At 73.3% G+C, this 18,876-nt stretch carries 16 protein-coding genes; 13 read left to right on the top strand and 3 right to left on the bottom strand.

Translation table 11 applies throughout. From position 1 onward, the window contains the following. The first annotated feature begins 4 nt into the window (after positions 1-4). The 11 genes from BCAV_RS03970 (at position 5) to BCAV_RS03920 (ending at position 12,494) form a co-directional block, all read left to right on the top strand. Positions 5-967, top strand: a complete 963-nt coding sequence (locus BCAV_RS03970; protein ID WP_012725833.1) for a carbohydrate ABC transporter permease — start codon at positions 5-7, stop codon at positions 965-967. Positions 968-976: 9 nt separating this feature from the next. After that, entirely contained in the window at positions 977-1,903 is a 927-nt protein-coding gene (locus BCAV_RS03965; RefSeq protein ID WP_012725832.1) for a carbohydrate ABC transporter permease, read from the top strand. A gap of 52 nt (positions 1,904-1,955) precedes the next feature. Beyond that, on the top strand, positions 1,956-3,359 hold the full coding sequence (locus BCAV_RS03960; protein ID WP_012725831.1) for a Gfo/Idh/MocA family protein: 1,404 nt from the start codon (positions 1,956-1,958) through the stop codon (positions 3,357-3,359). Continuing rightward, positions 3,356-4,339 carry an NAD-dependent epimerase/dehydratase family protein gene (locus BCAV_RS03955; RefSeq protein ID WP_012725830.1) on the top strand — a complete coding sequence of 328 codons (984 nt, stop codon included), beginning with the start codon at positions 3,356-3,358 and terminating at the stop codon, positions 4,337-4,339. Before BCAV_RS03960 ends, BCAV_RS03955 begins: the two co-directional genes overlap by 4 nt. Further along, positions 4,336-5,256 (top strand): 5-dehydro-4-deoxyglucarate dehydratase, encoded by a 921-nt coding sequence (locus BCAV_RS03950; protein ID WP_012725829.1) that lies wholly within the window; start codon positions 4,336-4,338, stop codon positions 5,254-5,256. The genes BCAV_RS03955 and BCAV_RS03950 overlap by 4 nt, the downstream gene beginning before the upstream one ends. Continuing rightward, a complete protein-coding gene (locus BCAV_RS03945; RefSeq protein WP_012725828.1) occupies positions 5,253-6,392 on the top strand; it encodes a mandelate racemase/muconate lactonizing enzyme family protein in 1,140 nt (379 codons plus the stop codon). Before BCAV_RS03950 ends, BCAV_RS03945 begins: the two co-directional genes overlap by 4 nt. 32 nt (positions 6,393-6,424) lie before the next feature. After that, positions 6,425-7,933 carry an aldehyde dehydrogenase (NADP(+)) gene (locus BCAV_RS03940; RefSeq protein ID WP_012725827.1) on the top strand — a complete coding sequence of 503 codons (1,509 nt, stop codon included), beginning with the start codon at positions 6,425-6,427 and terminating at the stop codon, positions 7,931-7,933. A 163-nt stretch (positions 7,934-8,096) separates the two neighbouring features. Beyond that, the gene (locus tag BCAV_RS03935; RefSeq protein ID WP_012725826.1) at positions 8,097-9,224 is read left to right on the top strand and encodes an ABC transporter ATP-binding protein; all 1,128 of its coding nucleotides are present in this window, start codon (positions 8,097-8,099) and stop codon (positions 9,222-9,224) included. Positions 9,225-9,366: 142 nt separating this feature from the next. Further along, positions 9,367-10,140: an ABC transporter ATP-binding protein gene (locus BCAV_RS03930; protein WP_012725825.1), complete on the top strand. Its 774-nt coding sequence runs from the start codon at positions 9,367-9,369 to the stop codon at positions 10,138-10,140. A gap of 139 nt (positions 10,141-10,279) precedes the next feature. Beyond that, positions 10,280-11,185, top strand: coding sequence for an endo alpha-1,4 polygalactosaminidase (locus tag BCAV_RS03925; RefSeq protein ID WP_085970012.1), 906 nt, complete (start codon positions 10,280-10,282; stop codon positions 11,183-11,185). 61 nt (positions 11,186-11,246) lie between these two features. Then, the gene (locus tag BCAV_RS03920; RefSeq protein ID WP_012725823.1) at positions 11,247-12,494 is read left to right on the top strand and encodes a DUF4032 domain-containing protein; all 1,248 of its coding nucleotides are present in this window, start codon (positions 11,247-11,249) and stop codon (positions 12,492-12,494) included. A 49-nt stretch (positions 12,495-12,543) separates the two neighbouring features. Here BCAV_RS03920 and rlmB read toward each other — a convergent pair whose 3' ends face one another. Both rlmB and cysS read right to left on the bottom strand, forming a co-directional pair. Then, on the bottom strand, positions 12,544-13,518 hold the full coding sequence (gene rlmB / locus BCAV_RS03915; RefSeq protein ID WP_012725822.1) for a 23S rRNA (guanosine(2251)-2'-O)-methyltransferase RlmB: 975 nt from the start codon (positions 13,516-13,518) through the stop codon (positions 12,544-12,546). Between the two features lie 5 nt (positions 13,519-13,523). Continuing rightward, positions 13,524-14,948: a cysteine--tRNA ligase gene (gene cysS / locus BCAV_RS03910; RefSeq protein ID WP_012725821.1), complete on the bottom strand. Its 1,425-nt coding sequence runs from the start codon at positions 14,946-14,948 to the stop codon at positions 13,524-13,526. A gap of 169 nt (positions 14,949-15,117) precedes the next feature. Here cysS and BCAV_RS03905 point away from each other — a divergent pair, with 169 nt between their 5' ends. Next, positions 15,118-15,729 carry a methylated-DNA--[protein]-cysteine S-methyltransferase gene (locus BCAV_RS03905; protein ID WP_012725820.1) on the top strand — a complete coding sequence of 204 codons (612 nt, stop codon included), beginning with the start codon at positions 15,118-15,120 and terminating at the stop codon, positions 15,727-15,729. 174 nt (positions 15,730-15,903) lie between these two features. Further along, on the top strand, positions 15,904-16,908 hold the full coding sequence (locus tag BCAV_RS21385) for a hypothetical protein (protein ID WP_012725819.1): 1,005 nt from the start codon (positions 15,904-15,906) through the stop codon (positions 16,906-16,908). A 33-nt stretch (positions 16,909-16,941) separates the two neighbouring features. Here BCAV_RS21385 and BCAV_RS03895 read toward each other — a convergent pair whose 3' ends face one another. Beyond that, on the bottom strand, positions 16,942-18,849 hold the full coding sequence (locus BCAV_RS03895) for an ABC transporter ATP-binding protein (RefSeq protein WP_012725818.1): 1,908 nt from the start codon (positions 18,847-18,849) through the stop codon (positions 16,942-16,944). Positions 18,850-18,876: the final 27 nt, after the last annotated feature.

The raw sequence follows: 18,876 nt of genomic DNA, 5'->3' as shown, positions 1-18,876 counted from the left end.
CACGATGGAGACAGTCACCGTGACAGCACCTCCTCTCGAACGCGCACCGGCGGAGCCGGACACCCCGAGCTCCGCCGGGCGCCGCGGTCCGTCGATCCGACGCCGCGCCGACCGCAGCGCCTACCTGTTCCTGCTGCCCTGGTTCGTGGGCCTGCTGTTCACGCTCGTGCCCTTCGGGGCGTCGTTCTACCTGGCGTTCACCGACTACAACCTCATCAACCCGCCGCAGTGGATCGGGCTCGACAACTTCGTCGAGATGCTGAACGACAGATACCTCCGTCAGGCGCTCCAGGTCACGTTCACCTACACGTTCGTGTCCGTCCCCCTGTCCCTGCTCGCCGCGCTCGGCGTCGCGCTCGCGCTGAACAAGGGCATCAAGGGCCTGCGGTACTACCGCGCCGTGTACTACCTGCCGTCGCTGCTCGGCGGGAGCGTCGCCATCGTCATGCTCTGGCGGTACATCTTCGGCAACGACGGGATCATCAACGTCGTCCTGGGCTTCTTCGGGATCCAGGGCCCGAGCTGGGTGTCGGACCCGCAGTACGCGCTGAGCGTGCTGATCATCCTGCACATCTGGACCTTCGGCTCACCGATGGTGATCTTCCTCGCCGGGCTGCGGCAGATCCCGCTCATGTACTACGAGGCGGCGAGCATCGACGGCGCGAGCCGGTGGCGCCAGTTCCGCTCGATCACCCTCCCGCTGCTCAGCCCGATCATCTTCTTCAACCTCGTGCTCGCGCTGATCGGCTCGCTGCAGACCTTCACCCAGGGCTACATCATGAGCGGCGGCACAGGCGGCCCCTCGGGCTCCACGCTCTTCTACAACCTCTACCTCTACATCGAGGGCTTCCAGCGGTTCGACATGGGGTACGCCTCCGCGCTGGCGTGGCTGCTCCTCGTCATCGTGGCGCTGTTCACGGCGGCGAACTTCCTCATGTCCCGCTTCTGGGTCTTCTACGACAACTGAGGGATCTGAATGGCCTTCATGACCCGGGCGCTCCCCGCCCGCATCCGCACGCGGACTCCACGTGGCGCGACCTCCGAGTCGGAGGACACGTACTTCGAGAAGCTCGGCAGCACGAGCCGCACGAGGTTCCTACGGCACGTCCTGCTCTGCGCCGTCGGCGCCGTCATGCTCTACCCGCTGCTGTGGATGCTCTCGAGCTCGTTCAAGCCGTCCGACCTGGTGTTCTCCGACCTGTCGCTCTGGCCCGCCGAGTGGGACCTGTCCAACTACACGACCGGGTGGAACGCTCTGGCGCACCCGTTCACCGTCTACATCCTGAACTCGCTCGTCATCGTCGTCCTGACGATCATCGGCAACCTCGCGTCGTGCGGGCTGGCCGCGTACGCCTTCGCCCGGATGGAGTTCCGCGGCCGCAAGGTCCTCTTCGCGCTCATGCTCGGCACGCTCATGCTGCCCGGGCACGTGCTGCTCATCCCGCAGTACGTGGTGTTCAACGTGCTCGGCTGGATGAACACGTACCTGCCGCTCGTGGTGCCGAACTTCCTCGCGACGAACGCGTTCTTCATCTTCCTCATGGTGCAGTTCATGCGGAACCTGCCGAGCGAGCTCGACGACGCCGCCCGGATCGACGGGTGCGGACCGTTCGGCACGTTCCGGCGCGTCATCGTGCCGCTGTGCATGCCGGCGTTCGCGACGACGGCGATCTTCACGTTCATCTCGACGTGGAACGAGTTCTTCGGTCCCCTGCTGTACCTGACCGACGACGCGCTGTACACCGTCCCCCTCGCCCTGCGGCAGTTCATGGACTCCGAGGGTCAGTCGGCCTGGGGGCCCATGTTCGCGATGTCCGTCGTCTCGCTCGCCCCCGTCATCGGGTTCTTCATCGCCGGGCAGAAGTACCTCATCAAGGGGATCGCCACGACCGGACTCAAGTGACCCCTGGCGACCACGACCCGTCCCACCCGCACACCAGCAACCGAGGAACAGTGTGACCACGCGACCCGCCCCGTCCGAGACGACCACCGAGACCACCCGCCGCACGTACGCCGTCGTCGGCACCGGCTCGCGCTCGCGCATGTACGTCGATGCCGCGACGACGACGCACGCCGACGTGGCCGAGCTCGTCGCCCTGGCGGACCCCAACGCGGTGCGCGTCGGCGTCTCCCGCGACCGCGTCGCCTCGACCGGCGCTGAGCCCGCGATCTTCGCCGGGCCGGACGCCACCAGGGACGTCCTGGCCACCGCACCGGACGTCGTCGTCGTCACGAGCCCCGACCACACGCACGCGGACGTCGCCGTCGCGGCGCTCGAGGCGGGTGCCGACGTCGTCGTCGAGAAGCCGCTCACGACGTCGGCCGACGGCGTCCGGCGCCTCGCCCGGGCGCTCGAGGCGTCCGGGCGGTCGCTCGTCATGACGTTCAACTACCGGTACTCGCCGCGGAACTCGCGGGTGAAGGAGCTGCTCGCCACGGGAGCGATCGGCGACGTCACGGCCGTCCACTTCGAGTGGTGCCTCGACACCGCGCACGGCGCCGACTACTTCCGCCGCTGGCACCGCGACAAGGCCGGCTCGGGCGGCCTGCAGATCCACAAGTCGAGCCACCACTTCGACCTCGTGAACTGGTGGCTCGACGACGTCGCCGAGGTCGTGTTCGCGCGCGGCGGCCTGCGCCGCTACGGCGACGGCAACGCGCCGGCGGCCGGCCGCCCGCGACTGGGCCGCGACGTCCTGGGCGCCGACCCGGGCGACCCCTGGGCGCTCGACCTCGCGCGCGACGAGACGCTGCGCACGCTCTACCTGGAGGCCGAGGGCTCCGACGGCTACCAGCGCGACGTCGACGTCTTCGCCCCCGGGGTGACGATCGAGGACACGCTGTCGGTGCTCGTCGGCTACCGCGGCGGCGCGAACCTCACGTACGCGCTCAACGCGTACTCCCCGTGGGAGGGCTACCGCGTGGCGTTCACGGGGACGCTGGGTCGCCTCGAGCTGGACGTCGTCGAGCGGTCCTGGGTCCCGGCCCCGGGCGAGGGCCACGGCCGGGTCGTCGACCCGAGCGCCGCGGCCGACGAGACGGCCGCCGCATCCGTCGACGTGCGCCCGCCGGGCACGCGCCTGACGCTGCAGCGACACTGGGAGCGGGCCGAGGAGGTCGAGATCCCGATGGGAAGCGGAGCGCACGGCGGCGGCGACGCCGTGCTGCTCGACGACGTGTTCCGCGGCGTCGGGTCGCGCCCCGATCCCCTGGGCCGGTCGGCGGGGCTGCGGGACGGCGTTGCCGCCGTCGCCGTCGGGCTGGCCGTGAACGCGTCGCTCGACGCCGGCACGGCCGTCCGGGTCGCCGACCTGGACCTCGCCGGCGTGCTGGACGACGGCGCCGAGGTCGCGTCGTGAGGGTGGCCGTCACCGGTGGCGCGGGCCGCCTGGGCCGCAGCGTGGTCGCGGGTCTGGCCGCCGCGGGTCACGAGGTCACGTCCCTGGACCTGCGTCCCGTCCCGGGTCCGCCGGACGACGGCGCCGCGCACCTGCGGATCGACCTCGCCGACGCCGTGGCCACCCGAGCCACGTTCGCCACCCTCGCCCCGCAGGCGCTCGTGCACCTCGCGGCGATCGCCGTGCCGTTCAGCCGCCCGGAGCACGAGATCTGGGACCTCAACACGTCGGTGACGTTCCACGCCGTCGACGCAGCGCTGGCCGCGGGCGCCGACCATGTGCTCATCGCCTCGAGCCCCACGGTGCTGGGGTACGGCGCACCGCTCGGGTGGTCGCCGTCGTACCTGCCGCTCGACGAGGCCCACCCGATCGCCCCCTGGAACGCCTACGCGCTGTCCAAGGCGGCGATGGAGTCGATCGGGCGGATGGTCGCCACGCAGCGCGGCGACGACGTCCGGGTCGCCTCGTTCCGGCCGTGCTACGTGATCGCCCCGGAGGAGTGGGCCGGCGCGCCGACGCAGCAGGGCCACACGGTGGCCCAGCGGCTGGCGGACCCGGCCCTCGCCGCGGCCTCCCTGTTCAACTACGTGGACGCGCGGGACGCGGCCGGGTTCGTGGAGCGGTGGCTCGAGGCCGCACGCGAGGCGCCGAACGCGCAGACCTACCTCGTGGGGGCCGCCGACGCGTTCAGCGCCCGCCCGACCGCCGACGTCGTGGCGGAGCACCTGCCAGCCCTCGCGCCGTTCGCCGCAGGCGTCGCCGGGCACGACCCGCTGTTCAGCGTCGCGAAGGCGGAGCGCGAGCTCGGCTGGCGGCCGGAGCGGACCTGGCGCGCGGAGACGGCGGGCGGACCTGCCCGTGGAGCGGCCCTCCCCGACGACGACGACGACGCGGCGCCGGTCGAGCGGGTCGCCGCGGCACGGGGCGGGGAGGGCGCATGATCGCCCCCGGCATCCTGTTCTTCCCGGTGACGCCGTTCGACGCCGCAGGGCGGGTCGCGCCCGAGCCGCTCGCCGCCCACGTCTCCAGCCGCGTGGAGGACTGCGGCGCCGTGTTCGCCGCGTGCGGCACCGGCGAGTTCGCGGCGCTGGACGCCGCCGAGGTCGGCCTCGTCGTGCGGACGGCGGTCGCCGCGGCCGCCGGTCGGCGGGCGGTGCTCGGCGGTGCGGGCGGCCCGCTGCCGCACGCGATCGCCTGCGCCCGCGAGATCGCCGACGCCGGAGGCTCCGGGATCCTGCTCCTGCCGCCGTACCTCACGGCCGGCTCCCCCGCGGGCCTCGGCGCGTACGTGCGCGCGGTGCTCGACGCGACCGACCTGCCGGTGATCCTCTACCACCGGGCCACCGCCAGCTACACGCCGGAGCTGCTCGCCGAGCTGGCCGCCGACCCTCGGGTCATCGGCATCAAGGACGGCGTGGGCGACATCGCGCTCGCGCAACGGCTCGTGCTGGCGGCCGCCGACCGGCCGGACTTCCTGTTCTTCAACGGGCTGCTCACGGCCGAGCTGACGCAGGCGGCCTACCGGGCGATCGGCGTCGGGCTCTACTCCTCGGCCGTGTACGCCGCGGCGCCGGAGGTGGCGCTCGCGTTCCACGCGGCCCTCGAGCGGGGGGACGACGCCGCCCGCACCACCCTGCTGCGCGAGTTCTTCGCGCCGTTCGTCCGGCTGCGCGACGCCGTCCCGGGCTATGCGGTGGCGCTGGTCAAGGCCGGTGTGGGCCTGGGCGGGATCGAGGTCGGCGGGGTCCGCCCGCCCCTGGTCGCCCCGACCCCAGAGCACCGGGACGCCCTCGCCGCGCTGCTGGAGCACGGCCGGGCGGTGGCCGCACAGGTGCGGCACCCGGACGCACGAGCGTGACGGACGCGGCGTCGTCGTCGGCCCGCATCACCGGCCTGACGACGCGGATCCTGCGCGGCGGGCTGCCGCGGGCGTGGGACGGCGGCGTGCGGGCGAACCACGTCGTCGCCGTCGACGTCAGGTGCTCGGACGGCGTCGTCGGGCACGGCTTCTCGTGGACGCCGCGGATCGGACCGCGCGCGGTCCGTTCCCTGCTGGAGCACGACCTCGCCCCGTGGGCCACCGGTCGCCCGGCTGATCCCGAGACGCTCTGGGACGACGCGTGGGCGTACCTCCACGAGGGCGGCGGAGGCGGCCTGACGACGATCGCGCTCGCCGGGCTCGACCTCGCGCTGTGGGACGCCGCGGGGCGCCGGGCGCGGGCGGGCGTGCCCGACGTCGTCGGCCGCAGGACCTCCGACGTCGCCACGTACGCCAGCGGCGTCAACCTCGACTACGAGCTGCCGGACCTGCTCGACCAGGTCGGGCGCTGGGTCGACGACGGGTTCGACGCCGTCAAGATCAAGATCGGCTCCCCCGACCTGACCCGGGACGTCACGCGCGTGCGGGCCGTCCGCGACGTGCTCGGCCCGGACCGCGCCCTCATGGTCGACGCGAACCAACGCTGGGACCTGCCGACGGCGCAGCACGCGATCGACACGCTGGCCGCGTTCGACCTCACGTGGGTCGAGGAGCCGCTGCGCGCCGACGACACGCGCGGCTACGCCGCGCTCGCGCGGACGTCGCCCGTCCCGCTCGCCTGGGGCGAGAACGGCCACCACGTGCACCGGTTCCGGGACATGGTCGACAACGCGGCTGCCGGCGTCCGGATCCTGCAGCCGAACATCGTTCGCGTCGGGGGGTACACACCGTTCCTCCGCATCGCCCTCGAGGCGATCGCCGCCGGGATCGAGGTCGCGCCCCACCTCCTGCCGGACCTCTCGGCCCAGGCGGCGCTCACGCTGCCAGCGCCGACCCGCGTAGAGTCGATCGACGGGGCGTGGCTCGGTGACCTGGGTCTGCTCTCGGCGCCGTCCCCGGTGCGCCGGCGCGGCACCCGTCTCGAGGTCGCCCGGGCTCCCGGCTGGGGCCTGACCTTCCGGGGGCAGCGTCCCGCCGACGCCGGTGCGTCGGGCGACGCGACCGCGCACCGTTGACCACACGACCGACGGCCACCCGAGGAGTACCCGTGACCGAGACCGCCCCCAGCACCGACGTCCGGGCAGCGAGCGCTGCCGCGCTGAGCGCCGCGCCCGTGGTGGCCGCCTCCACCGCCGCCGAGCGGGCGTCGTGGCTCGCCGCCGTGGCCGACGCGCTCGACGGCGCCACGGACGAGCTCGTCGGCATCGCCGACGACGAGACGCACCTCGGCGCGACCCGGCTGGCCGGCGAGGTGGCCCGCACCACCGGCCAGCTGCGGCTCTTCGCCGACGTCGTCACGGAGGGCTCCTACCTCGAGGCCACCATCGACCACGCGGACACGACGGCGACGCCGCCGCGGCCCGACCTGCGCCGCGTCCTCGTCCCGCTCGGGCCGGTGGGCGTGTTCGCGGCGAGCAACTTCCCGTTCGCGTTCTCCGTCGCCGGCGGCGACACCGCCTCGGCCCTCGCGGCCGGCAACCCGGTGGTCGTCAAGGCGCACCCGGCGCACCCGCGGCTGTCGCGGCGCACCGCCGAGATCGCGCGCGGCGCGCTCGCCGGCGCCGGGGCGCCGGAGGGGACGTTCGGCCTCGTCCAGGGGCACGACGCCGGGGTCGCGCTCGTGACGGACGCCGCGATCCGCGCCGTCGGGTTCACCGGCTCGACGCGCGGCGGGCGGGCGCTGTTCGACCTGGCCGTCGGCCGCGCGGACCCCATCCCGTTCTACGGCGAGCTCGGCAGCATCAACCCGGTGGTCGTCACCGCCGACGCGGTGCGCACCCGCGGCGCCGAGCTCGCGGCCGGGCTCGCGGCGTCGTTCACGCTCGGCGTCGGCCAGTTCTGCACAAACCCCGGGCTCGTCCTCGTGCCCGCGGGGACGGGGTTCCCCGAGCTCGTCGCCGACGCAGCCTCCGGGGCCGCCGGCGGCCTCATGCTGACGCACCGGATGGCCGAGGCCTACGCCTCGGGCGTCGAGACCCAGGCGGCGGTTCCCGGGGTGCGGCGCCTGCTCGGCCCGGCAGCCGGGTCGTCGGGCGCGCACGCCGACTCCGCAGCCGGCTCGGCCACGGACACCGCCGCACCCGTCGTGCACGTGACGAGCGCCGCCGTCGTCCTCGATCACCCCGAGCTGCTGGACGAGGTGTTCGGACCGAGCACCCTGCTCGTCACGTACGAGGGCGACGCCGACCTGCTCGCCGTCCTGCAGCGCGTGGGCGGCGCGCTCACCGCCACCCTCCACGCGGCGTCGGACGAGGACGTGTCGGCGCTCGTCCCGCACCTCATCGCCCTCGCCGGCCGCGTGCTGTTCGCGGGCTGGCCCACCGGCGTCGCCGTCACGTGGAGCCAGCAGCACGGCGGCCCGTGGCCAGCCACCACCGCGTCGCTCTTCACGTCCGTGGGGGCGACGGCGATCCGCCGGTTCCTCCGGCCCGTCGCGTTCCAGGACGCTCCCGCCGCCGCCCTGCCGCCCGCCCTGCGCGAGGAGAACCCGCTCGGGATCCCCCGCCGCGTCGACGGCGTCCCGACGGTCGGGGAGGCCGGCAGATCCGCCCTGTGAGACTCGTCACGACCTCCGCCCGGGGTGTGGCACACTGACGTCAGCTTGCTCCCTCGAGGTCCACCCGGGCCTGGCGGGTCAGGTCGTGTCAGCGCCGACATCGCTGCCACTCTTCACAACGGATCGTCCGGCACGTACCTGCCGGTGAAGGGATGACTCTGGCATGGCTTCAGTCACGTTCGACCACGCCACCCGCATCTACCCCGGGACCGAGCGCCCCGCCGTCGATGCCCTCAACCTCGAGGTGGCAGACGGCGAGTTCCTCGTCCTCGTCGGCCCCTCCGGATGCGGTAAGTCGACCTCGCTCCGCATGCTCGCGGGCCTCGAGGACGTCAACGCCGGCCGGATCCTCATCGGCGACCGCGACGTCACCGACGTCCAGCCGAAGGACCGCGACATCGCGATGGTGTTCCAGAACTACGCGCTGTACCCGCACATGTCCGTCGCCGACAACATGGGCTTCGCGCTCAAGATCGCCGGCAAGCCGAAGGCGGAGATCCGCCAGCGGGTCGCCGAGGCCGCGAAGATCCTCGACCTGTCCGAGTACCTCGACCGCAAGCCGAAGGCGCTCTCCGGCGGTCAGCGTCAGCGTGTCGCCATGGGCCGCGCCATCGTGCGTCAGCCGCAGGTGTTCCTCATGGACGAGCCGCTGTCGAACCTCGACGCCAAGCTCCGCGTCTCCACGCGTACGCAGATCGCGTCGCTGCAGCGCCGTCTCGGCGTCACCACCGTCTACGTCACGCACGACCAGACCGAGGCCCTCACGATGGGCGACCGCATCGCGGTGCTCAAGGACGGCCTGCTCCAGCAGGTCGGCACGCCGCGCGACATGTACGACAAGCCGGCGAACACCTTCGTCGCGGGCTTCATCGGCTCGCCGGCGATGAACCTCGGCGAGTTCCACATCGAGGACTCTGCCGCGGTGCTCGGCCCCGCCCGCATCCCGCTCAGCCGCGAGACGCTCGGCGGCGTCACCGACTCCGACAACAAGAAGATCACGCTCGGCTTCCGTCCGGAGTCGCTCGACGTCGCGACCGAGGGTTCCGAGGGTGCGTTCCCGGTGCAGGTCGACCTCGTCGAGGAGCTCGGCTCCGACGCGTTCGTGTACGGCCGGCTCGCCGGGGACCAGGAGCTGGCGGAGCACATCACCTCCGGCGCTGGTGAGGCGCAGCTGATCGTGCGCGTCGACCCGCGCCGCACGCCCGACAAGGGCGAGAAGGTGTGGGTGAAGATCCGCGCCGGCGAGCAGCACAGCTTCTCGGCGACGACGGGCGAGCGCCTCCCGGGCTGACCCCGCGCCACGGACTGCGTGCACGTGCGAAGGCGGTCCCTCCTGCGGGAGGGGCCGCCTTCGCCGTGCACGGGGCACGTCGTCCGGCGTGTGACGATGGACCACTGATGGACTTCTGCGAAGGAACGGACCCGAGCGCGGCATGAGCACCCAGGCGGTACTGCAGGCGAAGGAACTCTGGGCGGGCTACGGCGGCGCCGACGTGCTCCGCGGCGTCGACCTCGAGCTCGTGCCCGGCGCCGCGCCGATCGGCGTCGTCGGCGAGTCCGGGGCGGGCAAGTCCACGCTCATCCGGGCGCTGGTCGGCCAGGTTCGGCCGTCCCGCGGCCACGCCACCTACCGCGGGCGCTCGAGCGCGCGGCTGTCGCGACGCGACAAGAAGCTGTTCCGGGCCGACGTGCGCTCCGTGTCGCAGGACGGGCTCGTGGTCAACGACCCTCGCGTCACCGTGGAGCGCACGCTCAAGGGTGCGCTCGCTGATGCGCGCAAGGCCGGCCGGGCGCACGCGACGTCGATCCCGCAGCTCCTCGACTTCGTGGCCCTCGAGGAGCGGTACGCCCTCCGCGCCGTGCGCACGCTCTCCGGCGGCGAGCGGCAGCGCGTCGCGCTCGCGTCCGCCCTGGCGACGCGCCCGGAGATCCTGCTCCTCGACGAGCCGCTCACCGCCATCGACCCCCAGGCGCGCGGCGAGATCGTCCGGCGCCTGGCCGGCGTCGTGTCCTCGCTCGACATGGGCGTGCTCCTGGTGTCGCACGACCTCGAGGTCGTCGAGCGCCTGACGTCCCACGTGCACGTCCTCGCGGACGGCGAGTTCGTCGCGTCCGGCCAGCTGGCCGACGTCCTGGCCCGCGGCGAGCACCAGGTCGTGCGCGACCTGGCCGAGGCCGCGCCGCTCGCGCTGCAGCGCTTCCGCTGACGACGGCGCCCCTCGCCCAGGCGGCGGGCGGCGGATGTCGAGCGATCGGGGTGGTTTCGGGAGCGATGCGCTCCCGGATCCACCCCAGTCCTGCGCATCGCCGGCGCACGGACCCGGACCGGGGAGGATCGTTGCGGTCATGACGCACGGATCCTCCCTGCGGACGCCGCCGCGCGGGCGGCGCCGGTCGGAGACTCGCCCTCGCGTCGTGAGCAGGGCTGCCCGGGTGGCCGGCTCCGTCGCCGTCCTGCTGGCAGCCGTCGGCTGCTGGGCGGCGCCGGATGACGGCCCGGACCCCACGCGCGGCCACGACGCCGAGGTGACGCCGCCGCCGACGTCGGGCGGCCTCGACTACCAGCTCGGCGGTGCGTACGACCCGGCGCCGGGTGTGACGGTCGTCGTCCGCGACTCCACCGAGGAGCCCGCACCCGGCGTGTACTCGGTCTGCTACGTCAACGGGTTCCAGACGCAGCCGGCCGAGGCGGAGACGTGGCTGCGCGAGAACCCCGAGCTCGTCCTGCACGACTCCACCGGCGCCGTCGTCGACCCCGCCTGGCCGGACGAGTACGTGCTCGACCCGCGCACACCGGAGAACCGCGAGGGCATCCTGGCGATCGTGGGCCCGGCGATCGAACGGTGCGCGGCGGCCGGGTACCGGGCGGTCGAGATCGACAACCTCGACACGTTCGCGCGGTTCGACGCGCTCAGCGAGGACGGGAACCTCGCTCTCGCGACGGCGTACGCGGACCTCGCGCACCAGCTCGGCCTCGCCGTCGGGCAGAAGAACGCCGCGGAGGCGGCGGCGAGCGCACGCGGGGCGGTCGGGTTCGACTTCGCCGTCACGGAGGAGTGCTTCGCGTTCGGGGAGTGCACCGCGTACACGGACGCGTACGGGGAGCACGTCCTGCAGGTCGAGTACGCCGACTCGCTGGCGGTGCCGTTCGCCGAGGTGTGCGCCTCGCCGGACCGGGCGCCGCTCGTCGTGCTGCGCGACCGTGGCCTCGTGCCCGCAGGTGTGGCAGGGCACGTGGAGGAGCGGTGCTGAGTCCGTGACCCCTCGCGCCAGCACGCCGGGACCGCGCGCGGGCTCTGCGAGAATCGTCCCCATGCGCCCGTCCCTGCAGATCACGGCGGCTTCCCCTGACCCCGCCCTGCTGACGCTGCCGTGGCACATCCCGCTCGAGGAGTGGCCGGAGGACGTGCTCGCCGCGCTCCCCCGCGGCATCTCCCGGCACGTCGTCCGCTTCGTGCGGCTGTCCGGCCGGGTCATCGCCGTCAAGGAGATCGGCGAGACCGTCGCGTACCGCGAGTACGAGCTGCTGCGGCAGCTGGCCCGGCTCGACGTGCCGTCGGTCGAGCCGGTCGGCGTCATCACCGGCCGCTCGGCGCCGGACGGCGAACCGCTCGACTCCGTGCTCATCACCAAGCACCTGCAGTTCTCGCTGCCGTACCGCGCCCTGTTCAGCCAGTACCTGCGTCCGGACACGGCGACCAGGCTGATCGACGCGCTCGCCGTCCTGCTCGTGCGGCTGCACCTCGTGGGCTTCTACTGGGGCGACGTCTCCCTCTCCAACACGCTGTTCCGGCGCGACGCCGGCGCCTTCGCGGCGTACCTCGTCGACGCGGAGACCGGCGACCTGCACGAACGGCTCACCGACGGGCAGCGGGCGTACGACCTGGAGATCGCGCGCGTCAACATCATCGGCGAGCTCATGGACCTCGAGGCGGGCGAGCTGCTCGACTCCTCCGTGGACACCGTGACGGTGGGCGAGATGATCGTGCACCGGTACGAGGAGCTGTGGCAGGAGCTCACCGTCTCCGAGTCGTTCGAGACCGACGAGCTGTGGCGCGTCGCGGCGCGCATCGACCGGTTGAACGACCTGGGGTACGACGTCGGGGAGCTCGAGATGTCCACCGACATCGACGGCACGAGCGTGCGCATCCAGCCGAAGGTCGTCGACGCCGGGCACCACCACCGCCGCCTCATGCGGCTCACGGGTCTCGACGTCCAGGAGAACCAGGCGCGCCGCCTGCTCAACGACATGGACGCGTACCGCGCCGGCACCGACCGCCTGGGCGAGGACGAGGAGTTCGTGGCGCACGACTGGCTCACCGAGGTGTTCGAGCCCACCGTGCGGGCCGTCCCGCGCGAGATGCGGGGCAAGCTCGAACCCGCGGAGGTGTTCCACGAGGTGCTGGAGCACCGCTGGTACATCTCGCAGCAGCAGGAACGCGACGTGCCCATGCCGGAGGCGGTGAAGAGCTACATCGACAACGTCCTGCGCCACCGGCCGGACGAGCAGGCGGTGCTCGGGCTCGACACGGCCACGCTGGCCGCCATCGCCGACGACTGAGCGCCGCGCCGCTCCGGTCCCCGCCAGGCCCGAGCCAGGCGGGATCGCGTCAGGCGCGGCGCCGCGCGACCTCGTACAACGCGATCGACGCCGCGACCGAGGCGTTGAGGCTCTCGACGCTCGACGCGATCGGGATCGCGGCGACGACGTCGCACGTCTCCCGCACGAGCCGCGAGAGCCCCTTGCCCTCGGAGCCGACGACGAGCACGACCGGCCCGTCCGCCACCGGCAGGTCGCCGACCATGCCCGGCCCGTCGCCGTCGAGCCCCACCACGAAGCAGCCCGCCGCCTGGTACTCCTGCAGGGCGCGCACCAGGTTCGTCGCACGCGCCACGGGCACCCGGGCGGCCGCGCCCGCCGACGTCTTCCACGCGGCAGCCGTGACTCCCGCGCTGCGGCGCGCCGGAACGAGCACGCCGTGCGCACCGAACGCACCGGCCGACCGCAGCACCGCACCCAGGTTGCGCGGGTCCGTGATGCTGTCCAGCGCGATGACGAGCGCCGGCGTCCCGGAACGCTCGGCCGCCTCGAGGAGCTCGGCCGGCTCGGCGTAGTCGTACGGCGGGACGGCGAGCACGACGCCCTGGTGGACGGCGCCGTCGGCGAGCCGGTCGAGCTCGGTCTTCGTCGTCTCGATGAGCGGGAGCGCACGGCCCGTGCCGATGCGGAGGATCTCGCGGATCCGGTCGTCGGCGTCGACCCGCGACGCGACGTACAGCGTGGTGGCCGGGATCCGCGCGCGGAGCGCCTCGAGCACGGAGTTGCGGCCGCCGATCACCTCGGTGCCGCGCTGGCGCTGGGTGCCGCTCCGGCCCTGTGCGCCGGCCCCGCCCGGCCGGGTGGCCGCGCGTCGCTCGGCCGCGGCAGCCTTCCGCTGGGCGGGATGCCCGGTGCGTTCGGTCGCCTTCGGCGTGGGCCCGCGACCCTCGAGACCGCGACGGCGCTGGCCGCCCGACCCGACGGTCGGCCCCTTCTTGCTCCCCGGCTTGCGGACGGCGCCGCGGCGCTTGGAGTTGCCCGGCATGTCTCTCACGTTCCCTTGATCGTCCAGCGGGCACCGCTGGGTGAGTCCTCGACGACGACGCCCGCCGCCGCGAGCTGGTCGCGCAGCGCGTCGGCACGCGCCCAGTCCTTCGCGGCACGTGCCGCGGACCGGTCCGCCAGGACGCCTTCGACGAGGACGTCGACGGCGCCCCGCAGCGGCGTGGCGCTCGCCTCGCCCACCCACGGCTCGGCGAGCGGGTCGAGGCCGAGCACGTCGAGCATGCCGCGGACGGCGCTCAGCTCGGCCGCCGCGTCGCCCGCCTCACCGGAGCTCAGCGCCGTGTTGCCGAGGCGGATGTGCTCGTGCAGCACGGCGAGCGCCGCGGACACGTTGAGGTCGTCGTCCATCGCCTCGACGAACGCGATCGGCAGGACGACGTCAGCAAGACGCGCGGCGCCGTCGTCGCCCACCGGGCCCGTGAGCTCGGCAGCGCGCGTGACGAAGCCGGCGATCCGCTCCCACGTGACGCGGGCCTCGGCCAGGGTCGCCTCGGTGAACTCCACCGAGGAGCGGTAGTGCACCGACGCGAGCGCGTAGCGCAGGACGACGGCGGGCACGCGGCCAAGCGCCTCGGCAGCGGTCAGGTAGTTGCCGAGCGACTTGCTCATCTTCTCGCCGCCGGCCGTGACCCAGGCGTTGTGCAGCCAGTACCGCGCGAACCCGTAGCCGGCGGCGTGGCTCTGCGCCTGCTCGTTCTCGTGGTGCGGAAAGCGCAGGTCGATGCCCCCGCCGTGGATGTCGAACGTCTCGCCGAGGTATCGATACGCCATGGCCGAGCACTCGAGGTGCCAGCCCGGGCGGCCGCGGCCGAACGGCGTCTCCCAGGACGCCGTCTCCGGGTCACCCGGCTTGAGGCCCTTCCACAGGGCGAAGTCGTGCGGGTCGGCCTTGTCGCTCGACTCCTCCTCCAGCGTGCTCATGTTCTCGAGCTTCTGCCGGGTGAGGGAGCCGTAGTCCGCCAGCGACCGCACGTCGAACCACACGTTGCCGTCCTTGCCGCGATACGCGTTCCCGCGATCGACGAGGCGCTGCATGAGCTCGATCATCTCGACGACGTGCCCGGTCGCGCGCGGCTCGTACGTCGGCGGGAGGTTGCCGACGGCGTCGTACGCGTCGGAGAACGCGCGCTCGTGCCGGTAGGCCCACGCCCACCACGGCACGCCTGCCTCGGCGGACTTCGCGAGGATCTTGTCGTCGATGTCGGTGACGTTGCGGATCATCGTGACGTCGAGCCCGCTGCGTCGCAGCCAGCGCACGAGGACGTCGAACGCGATGACGCTGCGCAGGTGACCCACGTGCGGCTCGCCCTGCACCGTCGCGCCACACAGGTAGATGCCGACCTTGCCCGGTTCGAGGGGTTCGAAGTCGCGCACCGCTCGCGTGGCGGAGTCGTAGAGGCGCAGGGTCACCGGGCAAGGGTACCGACGCCGGTCCCGGACCCATGCGTCGGGGGAACCTCGCTCAGGCCCAGGGCTCGCCCTGCTCGCGCTGGGATACCCGACGAGGCATGAGGGGCGGATCCGCGGCGTGCCCGCCGATCTGCGCGGCGATGTCGGTGGCAGGGTGCACGATCAGTGCATGAGCACTTCCGTGCGGTTCCCGCGGACGTTGACGATCGGGCCCGACGACGACGCGGCCACCACCGCGCGTGCGGCCGCTCGGGCGTCGTCGGGGTTGCGGCACGCCACGAACGCCGTGCTCGTGCCGACGCCGATCGGGCCGCTGCTGCTGACCGGCGCGGAGGCACTCACGGCCGTGTGGTTCTCGCCGTCCTCGGAGGACATGGCGGCGGTCCGCTCGTCCGGCGCTCTGGCGGTCGACCCGGAGGACGCACCGCCCGTGCTCCGGGAGGCGATGCGGCAGCTCGCCGAGTACTTCTCCGGGACGCGCCGTGAGTTCGACGTACCGCTCGCCCCCGCTGGCACGCCGTTCCAGCTGCGGGTGTGGGACCTCCTGCGCGAGATCCCGTACGGGGAGACGCGCAGCTACGGCGACATCGCCGCCGCGCTGGGTGACCCCGGGTCGTCCCGCGCCGTCGGTCTCGCGAACGGCTCGAACCCGTTGTCGATCATCGTCCCGTGCCATCGCGTCATCGGCGCCGACGGATCACTGACCGGGTACGGCGGCGGGATCGACCGCAAACGCTTCCTCCTCGAGCTCGAAGGCGCCCTGGAACCCGCGCTCTTCTGAGTCCGGCGGCGCCGCGGCGCTGTGCGAGCCGTCCGCGACCGGTTTGTCGCCGGAGGGACGAGCGCTCTCAGAGGCGGCCCCGCAGTGTTTTCCCCGTGGTGGCGCACGGCGTCCGAGCTCTAGCGTCACGGGCGCACGACGCTCGACGGCGGGCGTCCGGCCAGGAGGTGCGACATGCGCCACGACCAGACGGGGGACGACGCGGGGCACGAGGGCGTGGAGCTCGCACGCCGCGGACTCATCCTCGGGGCAGGCGCGACGGCGCTGGCCGGCGTCATCGCGGCCGTGCCGGGCATCGCGTTGGCAGCGCCGCGGGAGGCGACGGCTCCCGACGCGGGCACCACGACCGACGGCCCGGCCACGCCGCTCGCGTCACCGATCACGTCAACGATCGCGTCGGCGCCGCAGAACGGCTACAGCTACGCCGTCGCGTCGATGTTCGACTTCACCCCTGAGAGCCCGACGTCGCAGCGTGCCTGGGGCGGGGTAGGCGTCTACACGGCGAACGCCCCGGGGATGCTGTGGGCGTCGGTCGACATCCCCGCCGGCGCGCTCGTCCGCGACATCGAGTGGTACGTCCGCAACACGTCCGGGGCGACCGTCCACGCCCTCGCTCGTCTCTGGGCGGCCGGGACCGGCAACCTGTTCGCCACGCTGCGGGACATCGTCATCCCCACCGGGTCGGCCATCACGGCGACCCGCGGCAGCGTCCCCAGCGCCGCCTACGGTCCCTATCCCACGGCGACGAAGCTCAACCTCGGTCTGTTCACGCCGGTGGACGGCAGCGTCCAGGTCAACGGCGTGCGGGTGGGGATGACCCGCGGGGGCTCGTCGACGGGCCTGCTCGCCTCCCCGGTGCGGATCTACGACTCGCGCCGCAGCGGCGGCCGGTTCGCGGCCGGCTCGACCCGCACGCTCACGGTCCCGGTCTCCGTCGCGGCGTCCGGGGTCACCGGCATCCTCGCCAACCTCACAGCGATCGGCGGCACCGGGAGCGGGCATCTGCGCGTGTACCCCGCCTCGAGCCCGCTCCCCCCGACGGCGGCCGTCACGTACCGGGGCGACGGGTCCGCGAGCGAGAACGCTCAGCCGATCGGGATCTCCACCGCGCGGCAGTTCAAGGTCTACGCCAGTGCCCCGGTGCACCTGATCGTCGACGTGATCGGCACCCTGGCCTGATCCGACCGGCTCTGGCCACATCGCCCGACCCGGTCACGAGACGACGGCGAGCTCCCGCTCCACGGGAGCGGCGCCGTCGTCGTCCGCCGCTGAGAACTGACCGACGACGAGCGAGTGGTACCGCCCCGCGCGTGCCATGAGCTCGGCGTGCGTCCCGAGCTCGACGACCCGCCCGTGGTCCAGCACGGCGATCGCGTCCGCGTCCCGCACGGTGGAGAGGCGGTGCGCGATCGTGATCGTCGTGCGGCCGCGGCTGACGACGTCGAGCGCCGTCTGCACGGCATGCTCCGTGGCGTTGTCGAGGGCGCTCGTCGCCTCGTCGAGCACCAGGACCCGCGGGTCCCGCAGCAGGGTCCGCGCGATCGCGAGCCGCTGCTTCTCGCCACCGGAGAACCGGTGCCCACGGGCTCCCACGACCGTCTCGTACCCGAGGGGCAACGACGCGATGAGGTCGTGGATCTGCGCGGCGCGCGCAGCGTCCTCGATCTCCGCGTCCGTGGCGTCGGGACGGGCGAAGCGGAGGTTCTCCCGGACCGTCGTGTGCCACAGGTACGTCTCCTGCGACACGACGCCGACCAGGCCCGCGAGCGTCTCCAGGCGGAGGTCGCGCAGGTCGACGCCGTCGATCGTGAGGCGGCCCGACGTCGGGTCGTGCAGCAGCGCCACCAGGGAGGCGAGCGTGCTCTTCCCGGAGCCCGTCTCCCCGACGAGCGCGAGGTGGGACCCGGCCGGGACCTCGAGGTCGACGCCGCTGAGCGCGTCGACATCGGCGTCGGCGTAGCGGAACGAGACGCCGTCGAGCCGGACGGTGCCACGCACGGCGCGCGGGTCGACGTCGGCCGGCCGCGCCGGCTCGTCGACCTCGACCACGAGGTCGAGGTACTCGAAGACGCGGCTGAACAGCGCCATCGAGCTCGTCACCTGGACGCCGACGCCGAGCACGCCCATGAGGGGCCGGAACAGGCCGGCCTGCAGGGCGGTGAAGGCGACGAGCGTCCCGATGGTCATCCCGCCGGACGTGGCCAGCAGGCCCGCCGCGAGGTAGATGAGCGCCGGGATCGCCGCGAACACGAGGTTGAGCGTGGCCATGCGCCAGCGACCCGCGAGCTGCGAGGCGACCTCGAGCTCGAGCAGGCGGCCGGACGTGTCGGTGAACCGCGTGGACAGGGCCGGACCGGCGCCGAGAGTCTTGCTGAGCAGCACGCCGCTCACCGACAGCGACTCGTCGATCTGCGACTGCAGGTCCGCGAGCGCACCCTGGCGCCGCGCCGTGACCTCGCGTCGCATCCGCGCGACCTTGCGCGTGACCCAGATGGCCGGGGGCAGGACGACGAGCGACAGCAGCGCCAGCCGCCAGCTCAGCGCGACCATCGCGATCGCCGTCCCGACGGCGGTGGTGACGTTCGCGGCGATCGACGTCGCCGTCGACGTCACGACGTTCTGCATCGCGCCGATGTCGTGCGTGAGGCGCGACGTGACCTCGCCGCCGCGGGTCCGCGTGAAGAAGCTCATCGACTGGCGCTGCAGGTGGGCGAAGACGCCGGTGCGCAGGCCGTGCATCACGCGCTGGCCGACCGTCGTCGCGAGCCACGTCTGCAGCACGCCCAGCACCGACGTCACCACGGTGACCGCCAGCATCGCGCCGACGAGCACGAGGAGGAGCCTCACGTCCTGCCGCGGGATGGCGTCGTCGATGAGATGGCGGGTGAGGAACGGGGTCGCGAGCCCGGCGAGGGAGGACGCGACGATGAGGCCGACGACGACGCCGAGCCTGCCTGCGTAGGGACGGAACAGGCCCGTGATGCGCGCCAGCGAGACGGGGTGCGCCTCCAGCTGGGCGAGGTCCTTCGGGTCCGTGCGTGCGCCGGAGTCCATCCGGCCGCCCCGAGACGAGCCGTCGCCGCGGCCCCGCTCGAGCGAGGGGTTGATGACGTCACTCATGGACATCACCTCGATTCATGGTCTGGA

Origin of the sequence: Beutenbergia cavernae DSM 12333 (genome assembly GCF_000023105.1) — a bacterium.
GTDB lineage: Bacteria > Actinomycetota > Actinomycetes > Actinomycetales > Beutenbergiaceae > Beutenbergia > Beutenbergia cavernae.
The sequence above is the reverse complement of the archived record's forward strand: the minus strand, read 5'-3'. Positions and strand labels throughout refer to the sequence as shown.

Bases quoted from the DNA above. Each gene is read 5' to 3' on its own strand.
- BCAV_RS03970 (WP_012725833.1), top strand. From the start codon at position 5: ATGGAGACAGTCACCGTGACAGCACCTCCTCTCGAACGCGCACCGGCG.
- BCAV_RS03965 (WP_012725832.1), top strand. From the start codon at position 977: ATGGCCTTCATGACCCGGGCGCTCCCCGCCCGCATCCGCACGCGGACT.
- BCAV_RS03950 (WP_012725829.1), top strand. From the start codon at position 4,336: ATGATCGCCCCCGGCATCCTGTTCTTCCCGGTGACGCCGTTCGACGCC.
- BCAV_RS03935 (WP_012725826.1), top strand. From the start codon at position 8,097: ATGGCTTCAGTCACGTTCGACCACGCCACCCGCATCTACCCCGGGACC.
- BCAV_RS03930 (WP_012725825.1), top strand. From the start codon at position 9,367: ATGAGCACCCAGGCGGTACTGCAGGCGAAGGAACTCTGGGCGGGCTAC.
- BCAV_RS03925 (WP_085970012.1), top strand. From the start codon at position 10,280: ATGACGCACGGATCCTCCCTGCGGACGCCGCCGCGCGGGCGGCGCCGG.
- BCAV_RS03920 (WP_012725823.1), top strand. From the start codon at position 11,247: ATGCGCCCGTCCCTGCAGATCACGGCGGCTTCCCCTGACCCCGCCCTG.
- rlmB (WP_012725822.1), bottom strand. From the start codon at position 13,518: ATGCCGGGCAACTCCAAGCGCCGCGGCGCCGTCCGCAAGCCGGGGAGC.
- BCAV_RS03905 (WP_012725820.1), top strand. From the start codon at position 15,118: ATGAGCACTTCCGTGCGGTTCCCGCGGACGTTGACGATCGGGCCCGAC.
- BCAV_RS21385 (WP_012725819.1), top strand. From the start codon at position 15,904: ATGCGCCACGACCAGACGGGGGACGACGCGGGGCACGAGGGCGTGGAG.
- BCAV_RS03895 (WP_012725818.1), bottom strand. From the start codon at position 18,849: ATGAGTGACGTCATCAACCCCTCGCTCGAGCGGGGCCGCGGCGACGGC.